The organism is Streptomyces sp. NPDC002698 (assembly GCF_042888945.1).
Taxonomy (GTDB): domain Bacteria; phylum Actinomycetota; class Actinomycetes; order Streptomycetales; family Streptomycetaceae; genus Streptomyces.
The window spans coordinates 137,063-161,959 of the sequence record NZ_JBIAQM010000015.1; the positions used below are offsets into that span (position 1 = coordinate 137,063).

Sequence of the window (24,897 nt, forward strand, 5' to 3'; positions counted from 1 at the left end):
CCTCGCTCGCGCTCAGGGAGCGAGGCCGCCGTTGGGCATGAACCCGAGGTCGACGGGCGTCGCGGGCGGGCCGTCCCGCCGTACCGAGGCCAGCAGTTCCGGAAGCCGGGGCGGCCACAGCGGCTCCGCGGGGTCCGAGAGGTCGCGCGGCGACCACCATCTCCCGCCGAGAATGCCCTCCGCCGCCTGCGAGGCGCCCAGTTCGCCGCCCGGCTGCCTGCGAGGGCCGTACGCGAGGAAGATGTGCTCGTACTGCCGTACGGGGACACCGACGCGGGTGAAGTCGTGTTCCCAGAAGCACAGCGCCGTGCCGTCGGGCTCGATGTCCGTCCAGCCGGTCTCCTCCCGCACCTCGCGCACGGCGGCCTGGAGCGGGGTCTCCCCCGGATCCATTCCGCCGCCGGGCAGCGCCCAGTGGACGCCGACCTCCTCGTTGTCGTACCGGAACATGAAGACGGCGCCCGCCGGGTCCAGCACCGCGACTCTGGCTGCCTGCCTGGGTATCCGCATCGGTTCACCCTGACAGAGCCGGAACCGGCTGTCGATCAGGCCGGGCGGTGTCAGGAGCAGGGGTGCCCCGGGTAGTCGTCGCTCTCCGGGACGCCCGCCTCCCGCATCCTGCTCAGCACCTCGTCCAGAGCGGACTCGTCGTCCAGGAGCAGCGGGCCGTTGGTGTCCCGGTCGAACACCATCACCCCGGTCGGGGAGTTCCAGATCACCCAACGGAGCGGGTCCGGGGACACCTCTTCCGGATCCGTACGCGGGTCGAAACCGTCCACCCGAGCGCTCACGCCCCGGCCTCCTCTGTCTCCTGGCCGCCGACGAAGGTCGCGACCACGTCGATGTCGCCGATGCGCGAGGTCTCCACCGTCGTCGGGTCGTCCGAAAGCACCGCCAGGTCGGCGTACTTGCCCGGGGTGAGGCTTCCGAGGCTGTTCTCCCAGCGGCAGGCGAAGGCCCCGCCCACGGTGTACGCGCGCAGCGCCTCCTCCACCGTGATGCCCTCGTCCGGTCCGATCGTCCGGCCCGACGAGGAGGCCCGCTCCACCATGAACTGGACGGCGCGCAGCGGCGATCCGTCCGTCACGGGGCGGTCCGAACTGCCGACGAGCGTGATGCCGTGCCGCAGGAAGCCCTTCCCCCGGTACAGCCAGGGCGCGCGCCCCGCTCCCATGATCGCCGCGTAGTCGTCCCCGAAGGAGCGCAGGAAGTTGGGCTGGACGACGGCGATCACGCCGAGCCGCGCGAAGCGGGCCAGTTGGTCCGGGCGGACCAGCCCCGCGTGCTCGATGCGGTGCCGTGCGTCCGGGCGTGGCTTCAGGCGCTGGGCCCGTTCGAGGGCGTCCAGGGCCACGTCGACCGCCCGGTCGCCGATCGCGTGGACGGCGAGCTGCCAGCCGGCGAGATGCCCGGCGACCACGGTGTCGGCGAGCGCTTCGGGATCGTCCTGCAACTGACCGGCGTGGTCGAGTCCTTCATAGGGGCTGCTCAGCGCTGCGGTGCGGGCCATCATGCCGCCGTCGGTGTAGATCTTGAGCGCTCCCACGGACAGCCGTTCGTCGCCGAACCCTGTGCGCAGGCCGAGGTCGAGGGCCCGGGGGATGCCGTCGGACGTGTGCGCGGTGACGGGCCGCAGCCGGTCGGCCGCCACCATGAGCTGCACCCGCAGCGGCAGTCTGCCGGTCTCGCGGGCGAGTTGGTACGCGCCGAGTTCGACCGGGCTGTGGCCGAACAGGGCGCCCGCGATCCCCGCCTCCGCGCAGGCCGTCACGCCTTCCGAGAGGCATTCCCTGGCCGCGTGGGCGATGGCGTCCGCGAGGCTCTCCTGGGCGTGCGGGAGCCGCAGCGCGCGGGCGACGCCCATCGCCCCCTCGGCCAGGAACCCCTCCTCGTGCGGAAGTCCGGTGGGCAGCAGGTCCAGGACGGCGGTGCTGACCACGCAGCCGTGTCCGGAGTCGTGCATCAGGAAGACCTTGCGTCCGCCGCTCGCCTTGTCCAGCTCGACGGCGGTCAAGTGGCGTCCCAGCGGCCGCTGGTCGTATCCCGCGAGGTTCACCCAGCCGTCCTCCGGGACCGTGGCCGCGATGTCCGCCACGAGGGCGAGCACCTCGTCCACGGTCCGGCGCCCGGCGACGCTCGGCGTGGCCGCCTTCAACCCGGTCCAGGCCAGGTGGACATGGGCGTCGATGAACCCGGGCAGCACGGTGGCGCCCTGGAGATCCACCACCCGGCGGGCGGGCAGGGCGGCCACCTCCTCGTCCAGGCCCACGATCCGGCCCCGCCACACGCCGAGTTCACGGGCGACGGGGCGGTCGGGGTCCATGGTGAGGAAGCGCGCGTTCGTCAGTCGCGTACAGAGCATCGTCCGGGTCAGCCCGTCCGCCGCATGCTCTCCACCAGGCTCTTGGGCCGCATGTCGGTCCAGTTGGTCTCGATGTGGTCCAGGCACTGCTGCCGGGGACCCGGGCCGTGCACGACGGTCCAGCCGGCGGGCACATCGACGAAGTCCGGCCAAAGGCTGTACTGGCCCTCGTCGTTGACGAGCACGCGGTAGACGCCGTCGGGGTTCTCGAACGGGTTGGTCATCTGTCGTTCCTCTCGGTCGGGCGGTGCGGTGGGGAGGTCGGGGGTCGGATGCGGACGGGGCGTCAGGGGTCAGAGGTCAGGGTGCCCCGGTGCCGGGGCTCCGCGGGCCCGCGTCCGGGGACCCGGCCCGGACGACCAGGGCCCGCAGCGCCCGGAACCAGGTGTCCGCCAGGTCCTGGACCGACTCCTCGGGCAGCACGCCGGGGGCGAAGGTCCAGTGGGCGGACAGCTCGGGACCGGCGGGCAGGTCCTCGGTCAGGGCGTTGACGGTCAGGGCGTGGCTCAGCGGCATCCCCGGGTCTCCGTCGAGGTCGGCGGCGTCGTCCTCGGGAGCGTACGACCAGTCGGTGGCCTCGGGGACCCCGAAGCGGCCCATGTAGTTGAACTCGACCTGGGGGGCGCCGAGTCGGGCGAGCAGCGGTCCGGTGACGGGATTGAGGTGGCGCAGCAGGCCGTGGCCGACGCCCGCGGCCGGGAGGGCGGCCAGGTGGTCGCGGACCCGGGTCAGCGCGGTGTCCAGCGTCGGTCCGCCCGCGAAGGCGTCGGCCAGGTCGATCGCCCCGGGGTCGAGGCGTACGGGCACGACGCTGGTGAACCAGCCGACCGTACGCGACAGATCGGCGTCGCCGGCGAGTTCCTCCTCGCGGCCGTGGCCCTCCAGGTCGACCAGGACCCCGCCGCCGGTCTCCCCTCCCCCGCTCCGTCGGCGGCGCCAGTCGGCGAAGGCCAGGGCCAGTGCGGTCAGGAGCACGTCGTTGACGGTCGCCCCGAGGACGCTGGGAACCCGGCCGAGCAGCGGCTCCGTGACCTCGGGCGGCAGGGTGCGGGACAGGCTCCGCGAGGTGGCCGTGACGTCGAGGCGGCTGTCGAGCCCACGGAGGGTGGGAAGGGCGGGCGCGTCGGCCAGGATCCGCGTCCACAGGGGGAGTTCGTCCTCGCGTGCCGGATCGGTGGCCCGTTCGGCGAGCTTGCGCGACCAGCGGCGGAACGACAGGTCGACCGGGGCGAGGCCGGGGGTCCGTCCCGCGGAGACGTCCCGCCAGGCGGCGGCGAGGTCGGGCAGCAGGACGCGCCAGGAGACACCGTCGACGACGAGGTGGTGGACGAGCAGGAGCAGACGTCCTGGTGTCCCGCGGCCCGCGTCGAACCAGACGGCCTGGACCATGCGTCCGGCGTCCGGGTCGAGGCGGTCCTGGGCCGCGCGGGCGTGCTCGCCGACGGCGGCGCGCAGGGCGGTGGTGTCCGCGCCCGTGACGTCGACGCGTCGCAGCCACGAGGCCACGTCCACGGTGCCGGGCGGCGGCACCTGGAGCGCCCATCGTTCCCCGTCCGCGCCGCCGGTCCGCTCCAGGCGTGCCCTGAGCAGGTCGTGCCGGTCGGCGACGGACTGGAGCACGGTGCGCAGCGCGGCCGGGTCGAGGGCGGCGGGTGTCTGGACGAAGGCCACCTGGTGGTAGCCCGCGATCGGCCCGCCCAGTTCGCGCAGAGCGTGCATGATCGGGGTCGGCGCCACCGTGCCCGAGCCGTCGTCGTGTGCCAAGTGCGTGGCATCCGGGCCGAGTTCGACGGCGACGGCGGCCAGCGCGGCGACCGTGCGGTGCCGGAAGACCTGGCGCGGGGTGACCCGCAGCCCGGCGGCGCGCGCCCGGCTGACGAGCTGCATGGCGACGATGCTGTCGCCGCCGAGGGCGAAGAAGTCGTCGTCGGCACCGATCCCGGGCAGTCCGAGCACGTCGGCGAACTGGGCGCACAGGGTGCGTTCCCGGTCGTTCGCGGGTTCCCGGCCACCCCCGGCGGGGGTGAACTCGGGGGCCGGGAGGGCCTTGCGGTCGAGCTTGCCGTTGGAGAGCAGGGGCAGTTCGTCCAGGACGGTCACGGCGGCCGGGACCATGTAGTCGGGCAGGACGGCGGCCACATGGGCGCGCAGCGCCTCGGGGTCGGGGCTGCGGGCGCCCTCGACGGGGACGACGTACGCGGCGAGTTGCCTGACCCTGGGCCGGTCCTCGCGGGCGATGACGACGACCTGGCCGACGTCCTCGTGGCGGTCCAGTACCGCCTCGATCTCGGCGAGTTCGACGCGGAAACCGCGGATCTTGACCTGGTCGTCCGCCCGTCCGAGGTAGTCGATCCTGCCGTCCTCGGTCCAGCGGGCGAGGTCGCCGGTGCGGTACATGCGGGTGCCGGGGGCGCCGTACGGATCGGCGACGAACCGCTCGGCGGTCAGGTCGGGCCGGCCGAGGTAACCCCGGGCCAGTCCCTCTCCCGCGAGGTACAACTCCCCTGTCACACCCGGCGGTACGGGCCGCAGGGCCGCGTCGAGCACATAGGCGCGGGTGTTGCCGACCGGGCGGCCGACCAGGGGGCGGGCGCTCTCGCCTACGCGGGCGGCGAGGGCGTCGACCGTGGCCTCGGTGGGGCCGTAGAGGTTGAAGGCCGCGGTGGACTCCAGCGCCGCCAGCTGGCTCCACAGGGCGTCCGGCACGGCCTCGCCGCCCACGCCGACCACGGCGAGCGGGCAGGACCCGTCGCCGATCAGGCCGCTGTCGGCCATCTGGGCGAGGAAGGAGGGGGTGACCTCGATGAAGTCGAGTCCCTCGGTCCGGATCGCCTCGGCCGTGAGGTCCGGGTCGCGGCGGGTCTCGTCGTCGAGGATGTGCAGGGCATGCCCGTCGAGCAGCCACAACTGGGGCTGCCAGGAGGCGTCGAAGGAGAACGACCAGGCGTGTCCGACGCGCAGACGGCGCCGGCCGGTGGTGCGCTTGGCGAGGTCGTGGAGCATGTTCCGGTGGCTGTGGAAGAGGTTCACCACGCTGCGGTGGCAGACCACGACTCCCTTGGGGCGGCCGGACGATCCGGAGGTGTGGATGACGTACGCCGGGTGGTACGGGTCGGGTCCGGTTTCCGGGTTCCCGGCCGACTGGCGGGCCAGCCGTCCGGCGGTCTCCTCCGCGTCCAGGATCAGCAGCGGTACGTCGCTGTCCGGGAGGCGGTCCGCCAGGGCCTCGGTGGTCAGGACGAGCCGGGGCCGGGCGTCGTCGAGGAGGGTGAGGACGCGTTCGGCGGGCAGGTCGGCGTCGATGGGGAGGTAGGCGGCGCCCGCCTTCATCACCGCGAGCACGGCGGCCATGAAGTCGGCCGTGCGCGGCAGCGACAGGGCGACGATCCGCTCGGGTCCGGCGCCGTGCTCGGCCAGCAGGCCGGCCAGCCGGTTGGCGCGCCGGTTCAGTTCCGCGAACGTCCAGGTGACCGTGCCCGAGACGACGGCGACCTCGTCCGGACCGGCGGCGGCCTGCGCCTCGAAGAGCGCGGGCACGGTCGCCGGCGCGCCCGGGACGACGGGCAGGACGGTGTCGTTCCAGGTCTCCAGGACGGTGTGGCGGTCGTCGGGGCCGAGGATGTCGGTCCGGGCGAGCGGCTGTCCGGCGTCGGCGGTCATCGCCTCGAAGAGCCGGACCATCGCGGTCCGGATCCGTTCGACGGCGGTCGGGTCGAACAGGTCGGTGCGGTACTCGGCGGTGAGCGTCAGCCGTTCGCCGGGCTCGACGGCCCAGGCGAACGGGTAGTGCGTCGCGTCCTGGTGGTCGCGCACCTCGGCCCGCAGCCCGTCGTCGGCTCCGAGGCCGGGCCCCCCGGCGTCCGGGTAGGACTCGAAGACGACGAGGGTGTCGAACAACTCGCCTAGGCCCGCGCCGCGTTGGATGTCGGACAGTCCGACGTGCTGGTGCGCGATCAGCCGCGACTGCTCGTCCTGGAGGCGGTCGAGGAACGCGCCGAGGCTCTCCCGTTCGTCGATCCTGACGCGTACGGGCACGGTGTTGATGAACAGGCCGATCATCGACTCGACACCGGCCAGCTCCGGCGGGCGGCCCGAGACGGTGGCGCCGAAGACGACGTCGGCACGTCCGGTGAGCCGGGAGAGCAGGATGCTCCAGGCGCCCTGGACCAGCGTGTTGAGCGTCAGGCCGCGCGAGCGGGCGAGGCCGGTGAGGGCTTCGGTCAGCTCCGGGGTCAGTCGTGTGGTCAGGGTCTCGGGCACCGCCGGGGCGCGGCCGGGGTCGGCGGCCACGAGGTGGGTGGGTTCCTCCAGACCGTCCAGGGCGTTCGCCCAGGCCGCGACCGAGGCCTCGGCGTCCTGGCGGCCGAGCCAGGCGAGGTGGTCGCGGTAGGGCGCCGGGGCGGGCAGTTCCCGGCCCGCGTAGAGCTCGGACAGCTCGCCGAACAGGCGCGGGACGGACCAGCCGTCGAGGAGGAGGTGCTGGTGGGACAGGACCAGCCGGTGTGCCGCCGGCCCGACCTTGACGAGCATCAGGCGCAGCAGCGGCGGCTCGGCCGGGTCGAACCGGCGCCGCTCCTGGTCGAGGCAGCGGCTCCACCGCTCCTCTCGGGCGGTGTCGTCCAGGTCCGACAGGTCGACCTGGCGCCAGGGCAGTACGGCGGTGCGGGGCACGGCCGCGACGGGGCGGCCGGAGGACAGGTAGCGGAACCCGGCCCGGAGGTTGCCGTGCCGGTCGAGCAGGGCCTGGCCCGCGTTGCGCAGCCGCTCGCCGTCCAGGGGTCCGTCGAGGTCGTAGGAGACCTGCACGGTGTAGACGTCGGGGCCGTCGTCGCCGGAGTCGAAGGAGGCGTGGAACAGGAGCCCCGCCTGAAGGGGTGACAGCGGCAGGGTCTCGGCGGCGCCGAGTCCCGCGAGTTCGGCGCGCTCGTCGTCGGTGAGCGCCGTGAACAGGTCGCCGTCGGGCGCGGGGCCGGCGCTGTCCGCCAGGTCACCGGCGACGGCGGCCAGCGCGGCGGCCGTCTTGTGCCGGAAGACGTCGCGGGGGCTGATCGCGAGTCCGGCGGCGCGGGCCCGGGCGACGAGTTGCATCGCGACGATGCTGTCCCCGCCGAGGCCGAAGAAGTCGTCCTCGACGCCGACCCGTTCGAGGCCGAGGACGTCGGCGAAGAGACCGCACAGCTCGGCCTCGCGCGGGGTGCGCGGCAGGGTGCCGGTGGTGGCCGCCGCGAAGTCGGGTGCGGGCAGGGCCCTCCGGTCGAGCTTGCCGTTCGAGGTGAGCGGCAGGGCGTCGAGGGTGATGACGGCGGCGGGGACCATGTGGTCGGGGAGCAGGGCGGCGAGGTGGGTGCGCAGGCCCGCGGGGTCGGGAGTGTGGCCGGGGGCGGGGACGACGTAGGCGACGAGACGCTGCTCGCGGGCCACGACGGCGGCGTGGGCCACCGTCCCGTGCCGGGCGAGGACGGTCTCGATCTCTCCGGGTTCGACGCGGAAGCCGCGGATCTTGACCTGGTCGTCGGTGCGGCCGAGGTATTCGAGGACTCCGGCGCCGGTCAGGCGGGCGAGGTCGCCGGTGCGGTACATGCGGGTGCCGGGCGGGCCGTACGGGTCGGCGACGAAGCGTTCGGCCGTCAGGCCGGGCCGGTCGAGGTAGCCCCTGGCGAGCTGGACGCCCGCGAGGTAGAGCTCGCCCGCGACGCCCGGCGGCACCGGCCGCAGCGCCCGGTCCAGGACGTACAGGCGGGTGTTCCAGACCGGCCGGCCGATCGGGACGCGGTCGGCGCCCGGCGGGATCCGTGCGGCCGTGACGTCCACGGAGGCCTCGGTCGGCCCGTACAGGTTGTGCAGTTCGGCCGGCAGGAGCGTGTGGAAGCGTGCGGCGAGGCCGGCGGGCAGGGCCTCGCCGCTGCACAGGACGCGGCGCAGTCCGGTGCAGTGCGCGGCGGTGGGTTCGTCGAGGAAGGCGCGGAGCATCGAGGGCACGAAGTGAGCCGTGGTGACGGCCTGTTCCCTGATCAGTCCGGCGAGGTAGGCCGGGTCCCGGTGTCCGTCGGGGCGGGCGAGGACCAGGGTCGCTCCGGTGATGAGCGGCCAGAAGAACTCCCACACGGACACGTCGAATCCGGCGGGGGTCTTCTGCAGGACGCGGTCGGTGTCCGTCAGACCGTACGTGTCCTGCATCCACAGCAGGCGGTTGACGATGCCCCGGTGCGGTACCTGTACCGCCTTCGGCCGGCCGGTGGAGCCGGAGGTGTAGATGACGTAGGCCGGGGTCGACGGGTCCACGGAGGCGGGCGGTTCGCCTTCGGGGCCGTCGGGCAGCGGGCCGTCGAGCACGTACACCGGACGGGCGTCCGCGAGCATGAACGCGCGGCGCTCCGGCGGGTGTTCGGTGTCGATCGGGAGATAGGCGGCCCCGGTGCGCTGCACCGCGAGCAGGGCGACGACGAGGTCGACCGAGCGGGGCAGCGCGACCGCGACCGTGCGCTCGGGTCCCGCGCCGAACCCGGCCAGGACCCGCGCGGTGCGCTCGACCCGGGACTCCAACTCGCCATAGGTGAGCCGCTGTTCACCCTCGATCAGGGCGGTCGCGTCGGGCGTCCGGAATGCCTGGGCGCGGAACAGTTCCACGAGGGTCGTGGCCGGCACCTCGTGCACGGTGTCGTTCCACCGCTCGACCGCGTCGCGGCGCTCGTCCTCGTCGAGCACGTCGAGATCGCGTACGGGGCGGGCGGGGTCGGCGGCCACCTGCTCCAGCAGGCGGACGAGGCGGTGCGCCATCCGCTGGACGGTGCTGTCGTCGAACAGGTCGGCGCTGTACTCGATCCAGCCCTGGATGCCCGCCCCTTCGCCCTGTTCGACGAAGTCGAAGCTCAGGTCGAACTTGGCGCTCGGCGGGCCGAGCGGTTCGCGCCGTGCCGTCAGACCCGGGAGGTCCGGGACGCCGCCGGGCTCGCCCAGATGGACGACCATCACCTGGAACAACGGGTGCCGGGCGAGGGAGCGTTCCGGGTTGAGTGCCTCGACCAGCCGCTCGAAGGGCAGGTCCTGGTGGTCGTAGGCCGCGAGGTCGGTCTCGCGGACCCGGCGCAGAAGGTCGGCGAATCCGGGGGCGCCGGACAGATCCGTGCGCAGGACCAGGGAGTTGACGAAGAACCCGACCAGATTCTCCAGTCCTTCGTCGCCGCGTCCGGAGACCGGCGCCCCGAGAGGGATGTCGTCCCCGGCGCCGAGCCGGTGGAGCAGGGCGGCCACGGCGGCCTGCACGACCATGAACATGCTGGCGCCCTCGGCGCGGGCCAGCTCCCGCAGCCTCCGTTCGAGGGCCGGGGAGAGGGTGAAGCCGACGGTGCCGCCCGCGTGGCCGGACTCGCGGGGGCGCGGCCGGTCGGTGGGCAGGGTCAGTTCCTCGGGCAGGCCGGCCAGCCGCTCGGTCCAGTGGGCGAGCAGTGCGTCGCCGTCGGTGGAGAGCACTTCCTCCTGCCAGAGCGTGTAGTCGGCGTACGTCGCCGGGAGCGGGGCCCAGTCGGGGGCGTGACCGGCGGCGCGGGCCGCGTAGGCGGTGCCGAGATCGGCGAGCAGCGGCCGGTCGGACCACTCGTCGGTGGCGATGTGGTGGAGCAGCAGGAGCAGGACGTGCTCGTCCGGGCCGGTCTCGCAGAGGGTGGCGCGCAGCGGGGGTTCGGTGGCCAGGTCGAAGGGGTGCGCGGCGGCCTCGGCGAGCCGGTCCGCGGATTCCGTGCGGAGGGTGATCCGTGCCTGTTCCGGTTCCAGGACGTGCTGGTGGGGCAGGCCGTCGGGGCCGGTGGGGAAGACGGTGCGCAGGGTGGCGTGCCGGGCGACGAGGTCGCCGAGCGCGGCTTCCAGGGCGGCACGGTCCAGGGCGCCGGTGAGCCGCCAGGCGGCGGGGATGTTGTAGGCGGGGGTGGGTCCGTCCACCTGGTGGAGCAGCCACAGGCGGCGCTGGGCGGAGGAGAGGGGCAGCCGTTCGGGGCGGGCCCGGCCGGCGGTGAGGGCCGGGCGGGCGGCGGTGCGTGCCGCGTCCAGGTGGGCGGCGAGGCGGGCCACGGTGGGCGCGTCGAAGACCGTGCGCAGGGACAGTTCGGTGTCGAGTGCGGCGCGGACGCGGCTGACCAGGCGCATGGCGAGGAGCGAGTGGCCGCCGAGGGCGAAGAAGTCGTCGTCGATGCCGACGCGGTCCACGCCGAGCACGGCGGCGAACTGCTCGCACAGCAGTTCCTCGCGGGCGGTGCGCGGCAGCCGTCCGCCGGGGGCCGCCGTCGTGTCGGGTGCGGGAAGGGCGGCGCGGTCCAGCTTGCCGCTGACCGTGCGGGGCAGGGCGGCGAGCGGGACGAAGGCGGCGGGGACCATGTGCTCGGGCAGGACGGCCGCGAGGTGGGCGCGCAGCGTCGCCGGATCGGTGCCGTCGGGCGTGGCGGGGACGACGTAGGCGACGAGCCGGCGCGTTCCCGGTGTGTCCTCACGGACGACGACCGCCGCCGCGGAGACGGAGGGGTGGGCGGTCGTGGCGGTCTCGATCTCGCCGGGTTCGACGCGGAATCCGCGCAGTTTGACCTGCTCGTCCGCGCGGCCGAGGAATTCGAGGGTGCCGTCCGCGCGGCGCCGCACGAGGTCGCCGGTGCGGTACATGCGCTCGCCGGACGGGCTGTGCGGGTCGGCGACGAAGCGTTCCGCGGTGAGGGCGGGCCGGCCCAGATAGCCGCGGGCCAGGCCCTCGCCGGCGAGGTACAGCTCGCCGGGGACGCCGACGGGCGCGGTGCGCAGCCGGTCGTCGAGGACGTGGGCGCGGATGTTGTCGAGCGGCGCCGCCCAGGCGGGGCGGCCGGTGCCGCCGCCGTGCCAGCCGTACGCGTCGACGGCGCACTCGGTGGGCCCGTACAGGTCGTGCGCGGCGACGCCCGGCAGAGCGTCCAGGCGCCGCCAGAGCGCGGCGGGGGTGGCCTCGCCGCCGACCGCGATGACGGCCGGTGTACGGCTGCCGGGGGCGAGGAAGCCGTGGTGGAGGAGCTCGCGCAGATAGGTCGGGGTGAGGTCGACGAAGTCGATGGCCCGCTCGTCCAGGGTGGCGAGCAGTGCGGCCGGGTCGAGCAGGGTGGCCTCGTCGACGACGTGCAGTTCGTGTCCGGCGAGCAGCCACAGCAGCGGTTCCCAGGACCCGTCGAAGCTGAACGAGGCCGCGTGCAGGGCCCGCAGGACGCCCCGGCCGGTGTCCTGGACCGCGGGTGCGATCAGGTCGCGCCGGTGGGAGGCGAACAGGTTGGACAGTCCGCGGTGGGTGCCGGTCACGCCCTTGGGGGTGCCGGTGGAGCCGGAGGTGTAGATCGTGTAGGCGGCGGACAGCGGGTGGTGGGTGCGCGGCGGGACCGGGTGGGCCGCCGGGAGCGGGGCGTCCAGGAACAGTCGCGGCAGGCCCGGCTGTTCGGGCAGCCGGGCGGCCTGCCCGGTGGTGGTGAGCACGCAGACCGGGGCCGCGTCGGTGAGCATGTGCTCCAGCCGGTGGGCCGGGTACGCGGGGTCGAGGGGCAGGTAGGCGGCGCCCGCGCGGAGCACACCGAGCAGGGCGGGCACCATCGCGTCCCGGGGCAGGGCCAGGGCCACGACCGTGCCCTCGCCCGCTCCGTGCCGCAGGAGCAGTCCGGCGACGGCGTCGACGCGGGCGGACAGCTCGGCGAAGGTGAGGCTGCCGGTGGCGGTGACCAGGGCGGTCCGCCCGGGGTGCGCGGCCGCCGCGGCGGCCAGGATCTCCGGAACGGACCGGGTCTCCACCGGGTGGGCGGTGTCGTTCCAGGTGTGCGCGGCGGCCGTCCGCTCGGTGTCCGTGAGCAGGTCGATCGCCGCGAGGGGCAGGTCCGGGGTGCCGGAAGCCTGGCGCAGCAGCAGGACGAGGCGTTCGGCGAGGAGTCCGGCGGTGGCCGGGTCGACGAGATCGGTGGCGTACTCCAGGAGCAGGGTGACGCGGCCGCCGGCGCCCTCGTCGACAAAGGTGAGGTCGAGGTCGAACTTGGCGGTGCCGGTGTCCATGTCGTACCACTCGGTGGGCAGGCCCAGCAGGTCCGGGTCGCCGTCGGGGCGGTGGTGATAGCCGAGCATGACCTGGAACAGCGGGTTGCGGCCCGCCACGCGCGGCGGGTTGAGGGCCTCGACGACACGGTCGAAGGGGAGGTCCTGGTGCTCGAAGGCGGCGAGGTCCGACTCCTTGACCCTGGCCAGCAGTTGACGGAACGACAGGTCGGGGCCGGAGAGGTCCGTGCGCAGGACCAGGGTGTTGACGAAGAAGCCGACCAGGTCGTCGAGCGCGCTGTCCGTGCGTCCGGCGATGGGTGCCCCGAGCGGGATGTCGTCACCCGCGCCCAGGCGGTGCAGCAGGGCGGCCGTGGCGGCCTGGAACAGCATGAACATGCTGGTGCCGGTCGTGGCCGACAGCTCGCGCAGCGCCTCCCCCAGCTCGCGGGGCAGTTCGCGGCGCAGGGTGGCGCCGCGTCCGCTGGGCTCGGCCGGGCGCGGCCGGTCCAGGGGCAGCGTCAGTTCCTCGGGCAGGGCGCGCAAGGTCTCGGTCCAGTAGGCGAGTTGGCGCTCGCCCACCTGGGCCAGGAGCTCCGTCTGCCAGAGCGTGTAGTCGGCGTACTGCACCGCCAGGGGCGCGAGGGCCGGGGCGGTGCCGGAGGTCCGTGCCCGGTAGGCGGTGTCCAGGTCGGCCAGGAACGGCCGGTCGGACCATTCGTCGGTGACGATGTGGTGCAGCACGAGCGCGACGACGCAGCCGTCGTTCCCGCCGCCCGGCACGGGGCGGAACACCGTGGCCCGCAGGGGCGGTTCGGCGGCGAGGTCGAACGGCCGGCGCTGCTCCGCCTCGATCAGCGCGGGCAGTTCGGCCTCGGCGCAGTCGGTCACCGTGAACGGGACGACGGCCTCGCGCGCGTCCAGCACGCGCTGGTACGGCTCGCCGTCGTGCTCCCCGACCAGCGTGCGCAGCGATTCGTGCCGCGCCACCACGTCGTGCAGGGCCTCGCGCAGGGCGTCCGGATCGAGTTCGCCGCGCAGCCGGAAGACCAGCGGGAAGTTGTAGGCGGCGCCGCCACCGGTGATCCGCTCGACCAGCCACAGGCGGCGCTGAGCCGCGGAGAGCGGGACGCGTCCGGGGCGTCCGGCCACGGCGGTGACGGTGGGACGGGCCGGCCGTCCGCCGTCGGCGCGGGCGGCGAGCAGTTCCGGTGTGGGTGCCTCGAACAGGTCGCGGATCGCCAGTTCGGCGCCCAGTTCGGTGCGGGCGCGGCTGATCAGCCGGGTGGCGAGCAGGGAGTGGCCGCCCAGGTCGAAGAACCCGTCCTCGGCGCCCACCTCCGGCAGTCCGAGGACCTCGGCGAAGAGGCGGCACAGGACTTCTTCGCGGGGGGTGCGCGGGCCGCGGCCGGTGCCGGGCGCGGCGGCGGGTTCGGCCTCGGGCAGCGCGCGGACGTCGAGCTTGCCGTTGTCGTTCATGGGCAGCCGGTCGAGGACGACGAAGGCGGCGGGCACCATGTAGTCGGGCAGCCGTGTCTTCAGGTCCTCGCGCACCCGCCGGATCAGGGTGTCCCTGTCACGGGCGGCCGTCGGCGCGTTGGCGTACGGGGGTTCGCCGCCGCCGGGCCGGTACAGCCCGGTGACGGGCCGGGGGGCCGGGCGGGCGGCCGCGGCTCCTCGGTCCCGGCCCTTTCCGTCCGCCCGCTCCTCGTCCGCCCGCACGAACACGGCTTCGTAGCGGCCGGGTTCGGCCGACCAGGTGGTGAGCACCCGGTAGCCGAGGGCGGCGCCGAGCGCGTGCAGGTCCTCCGGGTCCACTCCCCCGCCGACGGCGTCGGGTCCGACGACGCGGCCGTCCTGCAGGGCGCGCAGTGCCGCGCGTTCCCCCGCGGTGCGCGCGTCGGGCACCTCGGTGACGCGCAGCCGTCCGGGCCGCTGTTCGCCGAGCCAGGTCACGAGGTCGGCGGACCACGGGACGGCGGGCACGCGGGACAGGTCGAGCGGGTCGGCGCCCTCGCGGTACAGGACGGCGTCGTAGCGGTGCCGGGAGAGTTCGTTGTGGTGATGGCCGCGCTTGGTGCGCAGGTCGACGTCGTGTCCGAGGGTGGTGAACCAGTCGGGGTCGACGAGGAGTTCCTTCTCCAGCCGCAGTCCGCGCCCGGCGGCCCTGCGGACGTCCTCGGGGTCCGCGTCGGCGGCCGCCCGGGTGAGCTGGACGGCGGTGTGGAAGACGGGGGCGAGGCGGGGGTTGCGCACGTCGCCGACGAACAGCGCCCCACCGGGCCGCAGCAGCCGCATGGCTCCTTCGACGACCTCGGTGAGGTAGTCGATGCCGGGGAAGTACTGGACGACGGAGTTGATGACGACGGTGTCGAACCAGCCCTCGGGCAGGCCCGTCAGGTCGTGGGCGGGCCGGCAGCGCAGTTCGACCTTGGCGGCGAGCGCGGGATCGCGCCCCAGTTCCTCGCCGAGCTTGCGGATCACGGGGGCGGCGAAGTCCGTCGCCCAGTAGGCCTCGGCGTCGGGAGCCAGCCGTGACAGCAGCAGCCCGGAGCCGACGCCGATCTCCAGCACGCGGCGCGGGTTCAGTTCCCGGACGCGCTCGACGGTCCGCTCGCGCCACTCGCTCATCTCGGCGAAGGGGATCGGCCGGCCGTCGTAACTGCTGTCCCAGCCCGCGTAGTCCTCGGTGAACAGGGCGGTGCTGATCCGCTCGTACTCGTCGGAGTAGACGTCCTGCCACTCACCGACGTGTTCGCGCGCCACCCACTCCCGTTCCTCACCGCTGCGTTCGGCGGGGACCACATAGCCGATCAGGCGCTGCGTGCCGGGGACCGACGCGTCGTCGCGGGCGATGACGGCGGCCTGGGCGACGGCGGGGTGCTGGGCGAGCGCGGTCTCGATCTCGCCCGGTTCCACGCGGTAGCCACGGATCTTGACCTGGTCGTCGGTGCGGCCGAGGAAGTCCAGGTTGCCGTCGGGGTTGCGGCGGACGAGGTCGCCGGTGCGGTACATGCGTTCGCCCGGTTCGCCGAACGGGTCGGCGACGAAGCGCTCCGCGGTCAGGCCCGGCCGGTCGAGATAGCCGCGGGCCAGGCCGATCCCGGCGATGTACAGCTCGCCGGGCACGCCGTCGGGCACCGGCCTCAGCCAGGCGTCCAGGAGGTGCGCGCGGGTGCCGCGGATGGGGCGGCCGACGGTCGGAGCGGCGCTGTCGAGGGTGCCGCCGCCGAGCGTGTTGATCGTGTACTCGGTGGGGCCGTAGAGGTTGTAGCCGTACGTGCCCTCGGTGTCCCTGAGCCGGTTCCACACCGCCTCCGAGACGGCTTCGCCGCCGAGCAGGACGAGCGGGGGACGGTGTTCCTCCAACAGGCCCTGCTCCATGAGGAGATGGGCGTAGGTGGGGGTCACGTTCACGACGTCGACACGGTGGGTCTCGCAGTACGCGACCAGCGCCTCGGCGTCGCGCCGCAGTTCCTCGTCGCAGATGTGCACCTCGTGGCCCTCGACGAGCCAGAGCAGTTCCTCCCACGACATGTCGAAGGCGAAGGACACGGTGTGCGCGATCCGCAGCCGCCGTCCTCCGGCCGAGGCGATGGCCGGGGTGAAGATCTCCTTCTGGTGGTTGAGCTGCATGTTCGTCAGACCGCGGTACGGGGTGACGACGCCCTTGGGCCGCCCCGTGGAGCCGGAGGTGTAGATGACGTACGCGGGGTGCTCCAGGCTGAACCGCCGCCGGGTGAAGTCACCCGGGAAGGCGGCCAGTTCGGCCTCGACGGCCGGATCGTCCAGCAGGACGCGGGGTGTTCCGGCGGCCGCGCCCGGGAAACGGGCGGCGACGGGGGCCGTGGACAGGATCAGGGCGGGCCGGGCGTCGTCGAGCATGGCCGCCAACCGGTCGTCCGGATGGTCCAGTTCGAGCGGCAGATAGGCGGCGCCCGCCCGCAGGACGGCGAACAGGGCGACGACCATGTCGGGCGAGCGGGGCAGGCCGAGTGCCACGACCCGCTCGGGCCCGGCACCCCGGGCCAGCAGAAGCGCCGCCGTCCGGTTGATCCGGGCGTCCAGCTCGGCGTACGTCAGGGTGCTGTCGCCGAAGACCAGGGCGACGGCGTCGGGGGTCGCGGCGGCCTGGACGGCGAGCAGGTCGGCGATGGTGTCCTCGGGGGCCGGGACACGGCTGATGGCGTGTTCGGCGGCCAGCGCGGCGTGCTCGTCCGGCAGCAGCGGGTCGAGTCGGCCCACGGGAGCGTCCGGATCGGCGGCCAGGCGTTCCAGCAGCAGGGTGAAGCGGTCCAGGAGGGCCTGGGCCCTCGGACGCGGCACGACGTCGGGGCGGTGGGTGAGCATGACCTGGATGCACCGGCCGGGGGTGACGACCAGGTTCACCGGGTAGTGGGTGGCGTCGACGTTGGCGACGGCGGTGGCCCCGTGCCGCTCCGCCAGTTCCGCGAGCCGCTCCTCGGTGTCGCTGTTGCGCAGCACGAAGAGGGTGTCGAAGAGCCTGCGGTGACCGGTCTCGGCCTGGAGGACGCCCAGGCCCAGGTACTCGTACGGCATCACGGCCAGCCGCTCGTCCTGCACCCGGCGCAGCAGTTCGAGGACGGACTCGGCCGGGTCGTACGCGATACGGGCGGGGACGGTGTTGAGGAACATGCCGATGACGTGCTCGATGTCCGGCACCTCGCTGGGCCGGCCGGCGACGGTGGTGCCGAAGACGACGTCGGTGCGGCCGGTCGCGGCGGCCAGGGTCAGGCCCCAGGCGGCGGTGAGCACCGAGTTGAGGGTCAGGCCGTGGCGGCGCGCCTGCCCGCGCAGCCGCTCGCCGAGTTCCGCCGTCAGGACCGCGTCGAGGCGGTCCGGGATGCCCGGTTCGAGGCCCTGGTCGGCGGCGGCGAGCAGGGTGGGTTCGTCGAGGCCGGCGAGCGCGGTCCGCCAGGCGCCGGTGGCGACGGCGTCGTCCTGCGTCTCCAGCCAGGTCAGGTAGTCGCGGTACGAACCGGGCGCGGGCAGCGATCCGGGGTCGCCGCCGGACTCGTACAGGGCGAAGAGCTGGTCGAGGAAGGTCCAGGCGGACCAGCCGTCCCACAGCAGCAGATGGCGGCCGATGATCAGCCGGTCGCCGCGTCCGGCACCGAGCCGCACGAGGAGCACGCGGAAGAGCAGCGGGCGGGTCAGGTCGAAGCGCCGGGCGCGCTCGGCTTCGGTCAACTCGACGAGCCTGGCGTCCTGTTCGCCGGCCGTCAGGGCCGACAGGTCGACCTCTTCGAGCGGGACGGGCGGGTCCGCGACGATGAACTGCACCGGCTGGCGCAGTCCTTCGCTGGTGAATCCGGCGCGCAGGCCCGGGTTGCGCTCCAGCAGGACGGCGACGGCCGTGCGCAGCCGGTCCGTGTCGAGCGGGACGGCGAGGTCGAAGGACTCGTGGACCGTGTAGACGTCGAGGGCTCCGCTGTCGTACGTCGAGTGGAAGAACAGGCCTTCCTGGAGCGGGGCGAGGGGCCAGATGTCCTCCACCGGGCCGGGGCTGAGCCGGTGGACGCGCTCGGTCTCCTCGGGGGTGAGGGCGAAGGCGGAGCGGGCGGCGCGGGCGGGTCCGGCGCCGGGGACGGCGGCGGCCGCGAGGGCGGCCGGGGTGCGGTGCTCGAAGACGTCACGGGGGTTCACCTCCAGTCCGGCCCGGCGGGCGCGGCTGGAGACGCCGATCGAGGTGATGCTGTCGCCGCCGAGCATGAAGAAGTCGTCGTCGATCCCGACCTCGTCGAGCCTGAGCACCGCCGCGAAGATCTCGGTCAGGGTCCGCTCGCGGTCGCCGCGCGGGGCGCGCGGCTCGGCGCGGACCGTCGTCGGGGCGGGCAGGGCCGCCCGGTCGAGCTTGCCGCTCGGGGTCAGGGGCAGGGTGTCCAGGACCACGCAGGCGCCGGGGACCATGGGCGCGGGCAGCGACTCCGCGAGCCGGGCGAGCAGTTCGGCCGGTTCCGGGGCCGCTCCGCGGGCGGGGACGGCGTAGGCGACGAGGGTGCCGTCCGCGACGGTGACGGCGGCCTGGGCGACGGCGGGGTGCCGCGCCAACGCGGCCTCGATCTCACCGAGTTCGATCCGGTTGCCGCGGATCTTGACCTGGCGGTCGGTGCGCCCGAGGTACTCGACGACGCCGTCGGCGCGGCGGCGCACCAGGTCCCCGGTCCGGTACATCCGTTCGCCGGTACCGCCGTAGGGGTCGGCCACGAACCGCTCGGCGGTCAGGGAGGGCCGGGCGTGGTAGCCGCGGGCGAGCTGGACGCCGGTCAGGTAGAGCTCCCCGGGGACGCCTTCGGGGACCGGGCGCAGGCAGGCGTCGAGGACGCGCAGGCCGGTGTTCCAGACCGGGCGGCCGATGGGCACGGTCGTGCCGGGGGTGCCGTCGTAGGGATGGTGGGTGACGTCGACGGCGGCCTCGGTGGGGCCGTAGAGGTTGTGCAGGGGCACGCCGGTGAGCTCGCGCCATTCGGCCGCGGCCGAGCCGGGCAGGGCCTCGCCGCTGCTGAAGGCGCGGCGCAGGGAACGCGACCAGGTGGGGTCGGCGGTGATCTCCTCGGACCGCAGGAAGGCCTCCAGCATGGAGGGCACGAAGTGCAGGGTGGTGACGCGTCGCTCGCGGACGAGCCCGGCGAGGTAGGCGGGGTCCCGGTGTCCGTCGGGGCGGGCGAGGACGACGCAGGCCCCCTCGCACAGGGCCCAGAAGAACTCCCAGACGCTGACGTCGAAGCTGGCGGGGGTCTTCTGGAGCACCCGGTCGTCGGCGGTCAGCCCGTACTGGTTCTGCATCCAGGCGAGCCGGTTGACGATCGCGCGATGGGTGACGACGACGCCCTTGGGGCGGCCGGTGGAGCCGGAGGTGTAGATCAGGTAGGCCGGATCGTCGGGGCCGGCCGGAGCGGGGGGCGGCACGCTCGCGGCCGCGGGTTCGGTCGGGGCGTCCACCAGCAGGGGGGCCAGGCCCGGCACCGACGGCAGCCGGGGCGCGGTCCCGCTGGTCGTGACGACGGTGGCGGTCCCGGAGTCGGCCAGCATGTGGGTCACCCGGTCGGCGGGGTAGTCCATGTCGACCGGAAGATAGGCGGCGCCGGACTTGAGCACACCCAGCAGGGCGACGAGGAGGTCCGTCGAGCGCGGCACGGCGACCGCGACGACCGTGCCGGGACCGGCGCCGCGGGCGCGCAGCCGCCGCGCCACCCGGTCGGCCCGCAGGTCGAGTTCGCGGTAGCTGAGGGTCTCGCCCTCGTCGACCGCGGCGGAGGCCTCGGGGGTACGGGCCACCTGGGCCTCGAAGGCGGCGGCGAGCGTGGTGTCCGGGACGGGGACGGACTCCCCCGCCAGATGGGCACCGGCCCGCTCCGCCTCCGTGAGCAGGCCGATGTCGGCGGCGCGCTGTCCGGGGTCGTCGGCCAGGGCCCGCAGCACCAGGGTGAGCCGGTCCGCGAGGCGCCGCGCCTCCTCGGTGCCGATCCGCCGGGTGTGGTGCTTGAGCCGCAGGTCGAGCCGGCGGCCCGGCTTCACGACGAGGGCGAGCGGATAGTGGACGGTGTCGTGGAACTCGTGTCCGGTGACGCGGACGGTGCCGGTGGGGTCGGCGAGGCCGCTCGCGGCCGGGTAGTTCTCGAAGACGACCAGGGTGTCGAAGAGTTCGCCGCCGCCGGCGTGCCCGGCGACGCGCTGGATCTCGGCGAGGCCGAGGTGCTGGTGGTCGAGGAGCCGGGCCTGTTCGTCCTGGAGGCGGCCGAGCAGCCCGGCGAGGGTGTCGGCGGGCTCCCAGCGCAGCCGGGTGGGCAGGGTGTTGATGAACAGACCGACCATCGACTCGATGCCCTCGACCTCGGCGTCCCGGCCGGAGACCGTGGTGCCGAACAGCACGTCCTGACGGGCGGTCAGCCGGCCGACGAGCAGGCCCCAGGCGCCCTGCACGACCGTGCCGAGCGTGACGCCCAGTTCCCGGGCGCGGGCGGTCAGCCGTGCGGTGACCCGCTCGGACAGTTCGACGCGGACCTGCGCCGGCTCGACCGGGCCGCCGTCGGCGGGGGTCTCGACCAGCCGGGTGGCGTCCTCGGTCCCGGCGAGGGCCGCACGCCAGGCCGTGCGGGCGGCGTCCCGGTCGGCGCCGGCCAGACTTCGCAGGTACGAGGCGTACGGGGTGACCTCGGGCAGCGGGGCGGGGGCGTCCCCGTAGCCCGCCATCAGCTCGCGGTGCAGCACGGGCAGCGACCAGCCGTCAGCGACGATGTGATGAAAGGTGAGCAGCAGGCGGCAGTTCTCCCCCGCCATGCGCACGAGGGTGCAGCGCATCAGGGGCGGGTGGGCGAGGTCGAAGCGGCGGCCCCGCTCGTCGGCGGCCACGGCGTCGGCGAGCGCGTCCGCGATCGGGCCGTCCTGGAAGGAGAGGTCCACCTCGCGCCACGGAAGTTCCACGCCGGCGGCCACGATCTGCACGGGCCGGCCGTCGGGGAGCGTGCGGAAGCAGGAGCGCAGCGGGGCGTGCCGGTCCAGGACCCGCTGGACGGACCGGCGCAGCGCCTCGGCGTCGACCGGCCCGGCCAGTTCGAGGGCCTGCTGCACCACGTAGGCGTCGCGGGCCTCCCCGTCCACGACGGAGTGGAAGTAGAAGCCCTCCTGGAGCGGGCTCAGCGGCAGCAGGGCTTCGACGGGGAGGGGGTGTTCGCCCTGGAGGGCCGCGCGCTCGGCCTCGGTCAGGTCGAGCAGGGGGGCCTCGGACGGGCCGCCGGTGCCGTCGGTCCGGTCGGTCCGGTCGACGGCCACCTCGGCGAGTGCGGCCACGGTGCGGTGCCGGAACACGTCACGGGAGCTGAGGCGCAGGCCCGCCGCGCGGGCGCGTACGAGGAGCTGGATGGCGGTGATGCTGTCGCCGCCGAGCGCGAAGAAGTCGTCGTCGACGGTGACGGAGTCCAGGCCGAGCACCTCGGCGTAGGCCGCGCAGAGCAGTTCCTCGCGCGCGTCCCGGGGGCGGCGTCCGGAGCTGAGGGCGGCGTAGTCGGGAGCCGGGAGCGCGGTCGCGTCGAGTTTGCCGCTCGGGGTGACCGGCAGGCGGTCCAGGGGGACGAGGGCGGCGGGGACCATGTACTCCGGGAGCTGTCCGGTCACGTACGAACGCAGCGTCTTCATCAGGGAGTTCACGTCCCTGAAGGGTGCCGGGCGGTTGGCGCGGGACACTACGCCGTTCACCTCGTACGGTCCGGGGAGCGGTGTCCCGGAGGGGGCGAGGAGCACGTCGAGGCCGCCGTCGTCGGAGCCGCCGTTCCAGGTGACGGCCACGCGCAGACCGTGCCGGGCGCCGAGGGCGTGGAAGGCCTCGGGGTCGGGGGCGTCGACCGGTGCCGGGGTGCGGCTGCTGTCGTCGAGGGTGGCCAGCGCGGCCAGGTCGCGGGCGAGACGGGCGTTGGGCACGCCCGTGATCCGCAGCGGGGCACGGCCGTCGGCGAGCAGCGCGTCGACGGCGTCGAGTCCGTTCAGCTTGGACCACGCCGTGGTGTGCGGGGCGGCGGGGGCGGCTGTCGTGGTGGGGGCGCCGGACCGCTTGCGCAGGACGACGTCGTACCGGTACCGGGTCAGTTCGTTGTGGTGGCCGCCCCGCTTGACGCGGATGTCGGCGTCGAAGCCGTCCAGGGTGGCGAAGAAGTCGGGGTCGAGGAGCAGTTCGCCCTCCCAGGCGACCGACCGCTCGACGGCGGCGCGCAGGGCCTGCTTGTCCTCGGGGTCGGCGGCGCGCCGGATCTCCACCGCGGCGCGCAGGCACCGGAGCAGGCGGGCGTTGCGGACGTCGCCCACGAACAGGCTGCCGCCCGGCGCCAGCAGTTCTCCGGCGGCCCGGAGCACGTCGGCGAGATAGCCGGCGCCGGGGAAGTACTGGGCGACGGAGTTGAGGACGACGGTGTCGAAGTGGCCGCGCGGCAGACCGGTGGTGTCGTGCGCGGGGCGGGCGTCGAGCCGGACGCGTCCGGCGAGCTCCTCGGCGGACGCGACCTGGGCGCGCAGGGCGCGCACGGCTTCCTCGGAGAGGTCGGTGCCCCAGTACTCCTCGCAGGCGGGCGCCAGGCGCGAGAGGAGGAGACCGCTGCCGACGCCGATCTCCAGGATCCGGCGCGGCCGGAGTTCCCGGACGCGGTCGACGGTCGCGTCGCGCCACTCCCGCAGCTCCCGGACCGGGATGGGCAGACCGTCGTACATGCTGTTCCAGCCCGCGAAGTTCTCGCGCAGTCCCCCGGTGCCCCGGTCGTGGGCCGTGGTGTCCTCGCGCCGGCCCTCGGCTCCCGCGGCGGAGTACAGCAGTTCGTGGAGGTCCTTCCACTCCCGGACCCGTTCGTCGGCACCGGCGCCCGCTCCCGCGTCGAGGGAGGGGACGACATAGGCGGCGAGCCTGCGGTCGCCCGGCCTGTCCTCGCGGATGACCACCGCGGCCTGGTCGACGGCGGGGTGGGCGCGCAGGACCGACTCGATCTCGCCCGGCTCGATGCGGAAGCCGCGGATCTTCACCTGGTCGTCCGCGCGTCCCAGGAACTCCAGGCGTCCGTCGGCCTTCCAGCGCACGAGGTCGCCGGTGCGGTACAGCCGCTCCCCCGGGTCGCCGAAGGGGTCGGCGACGAAGCGTTCGGCGGTCAGGCCGGGCCGTCCGAGATAGCCGCGGGCCAGTCCGGCGCCGCCGAGGTGGAGCTCGCCCGTGACACCGGCGGGGACGGGCCGCAGCCGGGCGTCGAGGACGTAGGCGCGGGTGCCCGGGTCGGGCACGCCGATGGGCACGACGGTGCCGGCGGGGGTGTCGGGGTCGCACAGGCCGAGCGTGGAGTTGGTGGTGGCCTCGGTGGGGCCGTAGGCGTTGAACATCATCCGGCCGCGGGCGTAGCGGCCGACGAGCTCGGGCGAGACCCGTTCGGTGCCGGCGAGCAGGGTGGCCGACGGCAGTTCGACGTCCTCGGGCATGGCGGCGAGGAGGGCCGGCGGGAGGATCATGAAGGTGATGCCGTGGGCGTGGGCGTAGTCGGCGAGCGGAGCGCCCGGGACGCGCAGTTCGGTGGGCACGACGACGAGGCGGCCGCCGGAGAGCAGGCCGAGGCACAGGTCCCAGAAGGCGACGTCGAAGCTCGGTGAGGCGAACTGGAGGACGCGGCTGTGCGGTCCGATCCCGAACCGCTCGGTCTGGGTGGCGACGAGTTTGGCGACACCGGCGTGGGAGAGCACCACGCCCTTGGGGCGGCCGGTGGAACCGGAGGTGTAGATGACGTAGGCGGCACCCGCGACGGCCAGCGGACCGCGGTCGGACTCCCCCGGGTCGTGGACCGGGCTCGCCGCCAGCTCGCTCCTCGTCCCGGGCGCGTCGAGGACCAGGACGTCCGTGCCCGGGCACGGCGGGATGTCGCCGGCCACCTCCGCCGTCGTGATCAGGCAGACGGGTGAGGCGTCGGCCAGCATGTACGAGACGCGGTCGGCCGGGTAGTCGGTGTCGACGGGGAGATAGGCCGCGCCCGCCTTGAGCACCGCGACCTCGGCGACGATCAGCTCGGCGGAGCGGGGGACGGCGAGGGCCACGACCCGTTCGGGTCCGGCGCCGCGCGCGATGAGGGTGTGGGCCAGCCGGTTGGCGCGTTCGTCGAGTTCGGCGTAGGTCAGGCGGACGTCCTCGAAGACCAGCGCGACGGCGTCCGGCCGCAGGCGCACCTGTTCGGCGAACATCTCCGGCCAGGTGCGGGAGGCGACGTCGTGCCCGGTGTCGTTCCACTCCAGGAGGACGCGGTGGCGCTCCTCGGCCCCGAGCAGTTCCAGCTCCCCGACGAGGGTGTCGGGGCGGGCCAGGGCGTCGGCCAGCAGGGTGGCGTAGTGGTCCGCCATCCGGTGGGCCGTGGCGTCCGTGAACAAGTCCTGACGGTAGGTCAGCCGCAGCTCATCGGGGCCGACTTCGAGGGTGAGGTCCAGCGAGGGGTGGAGGGCGTCCGGGGCGGCGGTCGGCACGGGCTCACCGGCTCCGGCCGCGCCCTCTGACGCTTCGCCGGTCTCAACGGCTGCCGTCTCCGTGCCCCTTGACGCCTCGCCGGTCGCGGCCCGGAAAGCCGTGTTGAACAGCAGGCCCCCGCCGCGGGTCGGCTCCGGAACCAACTGGGCGATCAGCAGGTCGAGTTCGACCCGGTGGTCGCGGGCCTGCGCGAGCGCCCCGGCCACCCGGTCCGCCAGTTCCGCGAACGCGGTGCCGCCGTCCAGCGCGACCCTGACCGGCAGCCCCTCGACCCCGACGGTGACGTCGTGCGCGCCGCCGTAGCGGTGCAGCAGAGCCGCGTACGCGGCCAGCAGGGTCGGTTCGCCGGCCGTGCGGGCGAGCGCGCGGCGCAGCGTCCGCCGGTCGCCGCCGGACCGCGCCGGATACGGGAAGTCGACGGGCAGCGAGGCTTCTTGAGGGAGCGGATCCAGCCGCCGGCGCCAGTACGCCGCGACGCCGTCGTCGACACCCGACACACGATCTTCGATAGCGGACACAGGTG

Annotated in this window: 5 protein-coding genes; all 5 read right to left on the minus strand. The window is 74.4% G+C overall.

Annotated elements, in window-relative coordinates; translation table 11 throughout:
* Positions 1-12 precede the first annotated feature (12 nt).
* A complete protein-coding gene (locus tag ACFYW9_RS22275) occupies positions 13-510 on the minus strand; it encodes an NUDIX domain-containing protein (RefSeq protein WP_351863473.1) in 498 nt (165 codons plus the stop codon).
* 50 nt (positions 511-560) lie between these two features.
* The gene (locus ACFYW9_RS22280) at positions 561-791 is read right to left on the minus strand and encodes a hypothetical protein (RefSeq protein ID WP_389152975.1); all 231 of its coding nucleotides are present in this window, start codon (positions 789-791) and stop codon (positions 561-563) included.
* Positions 788-2,362, minus strand: coding sequence for an amidohydrolase (locus ACFYW9_RS22285; RefSeq protein ID WP_389152978.1), 1,575 nt, complete (start codon positions 2,360-2,362; stop codon positions 788-790). The genes ACFYW9_RS22280 and ACFYW9_RS22285 overlap by 4 nt, the downstream gene beginning before the upstream one ends.
* Positions 2,363-2,370: 8 nt before the next feature.
* Positions 2,371-2,586 (minus strand): MbtH family protein, encoded by a 216-nt coding sequence (locus ACFYW9_RS22290; protein ID WP_351863477.1) that lies wholly within the window; start codon positions 2,584-2,586, stop codon positions 2,371-2,373.
* 76 nt (positions 2,587-2,662) lie between these two features.
* On the minus strand, positions 2,663-24,748 hold the full coding sequence (locus tag ACFYW9_RS22295; protein ID WP_389153097.1) for a non-ribosomal peptide synthase/polyketide synthase: 22,086 nt from the start codon (positions 24,746-24,748) through the stop codon (positions 2,663-2,665).
* Between the last annotated feature and the right edge of the window lie 149 nt (positions 24,749-24,897).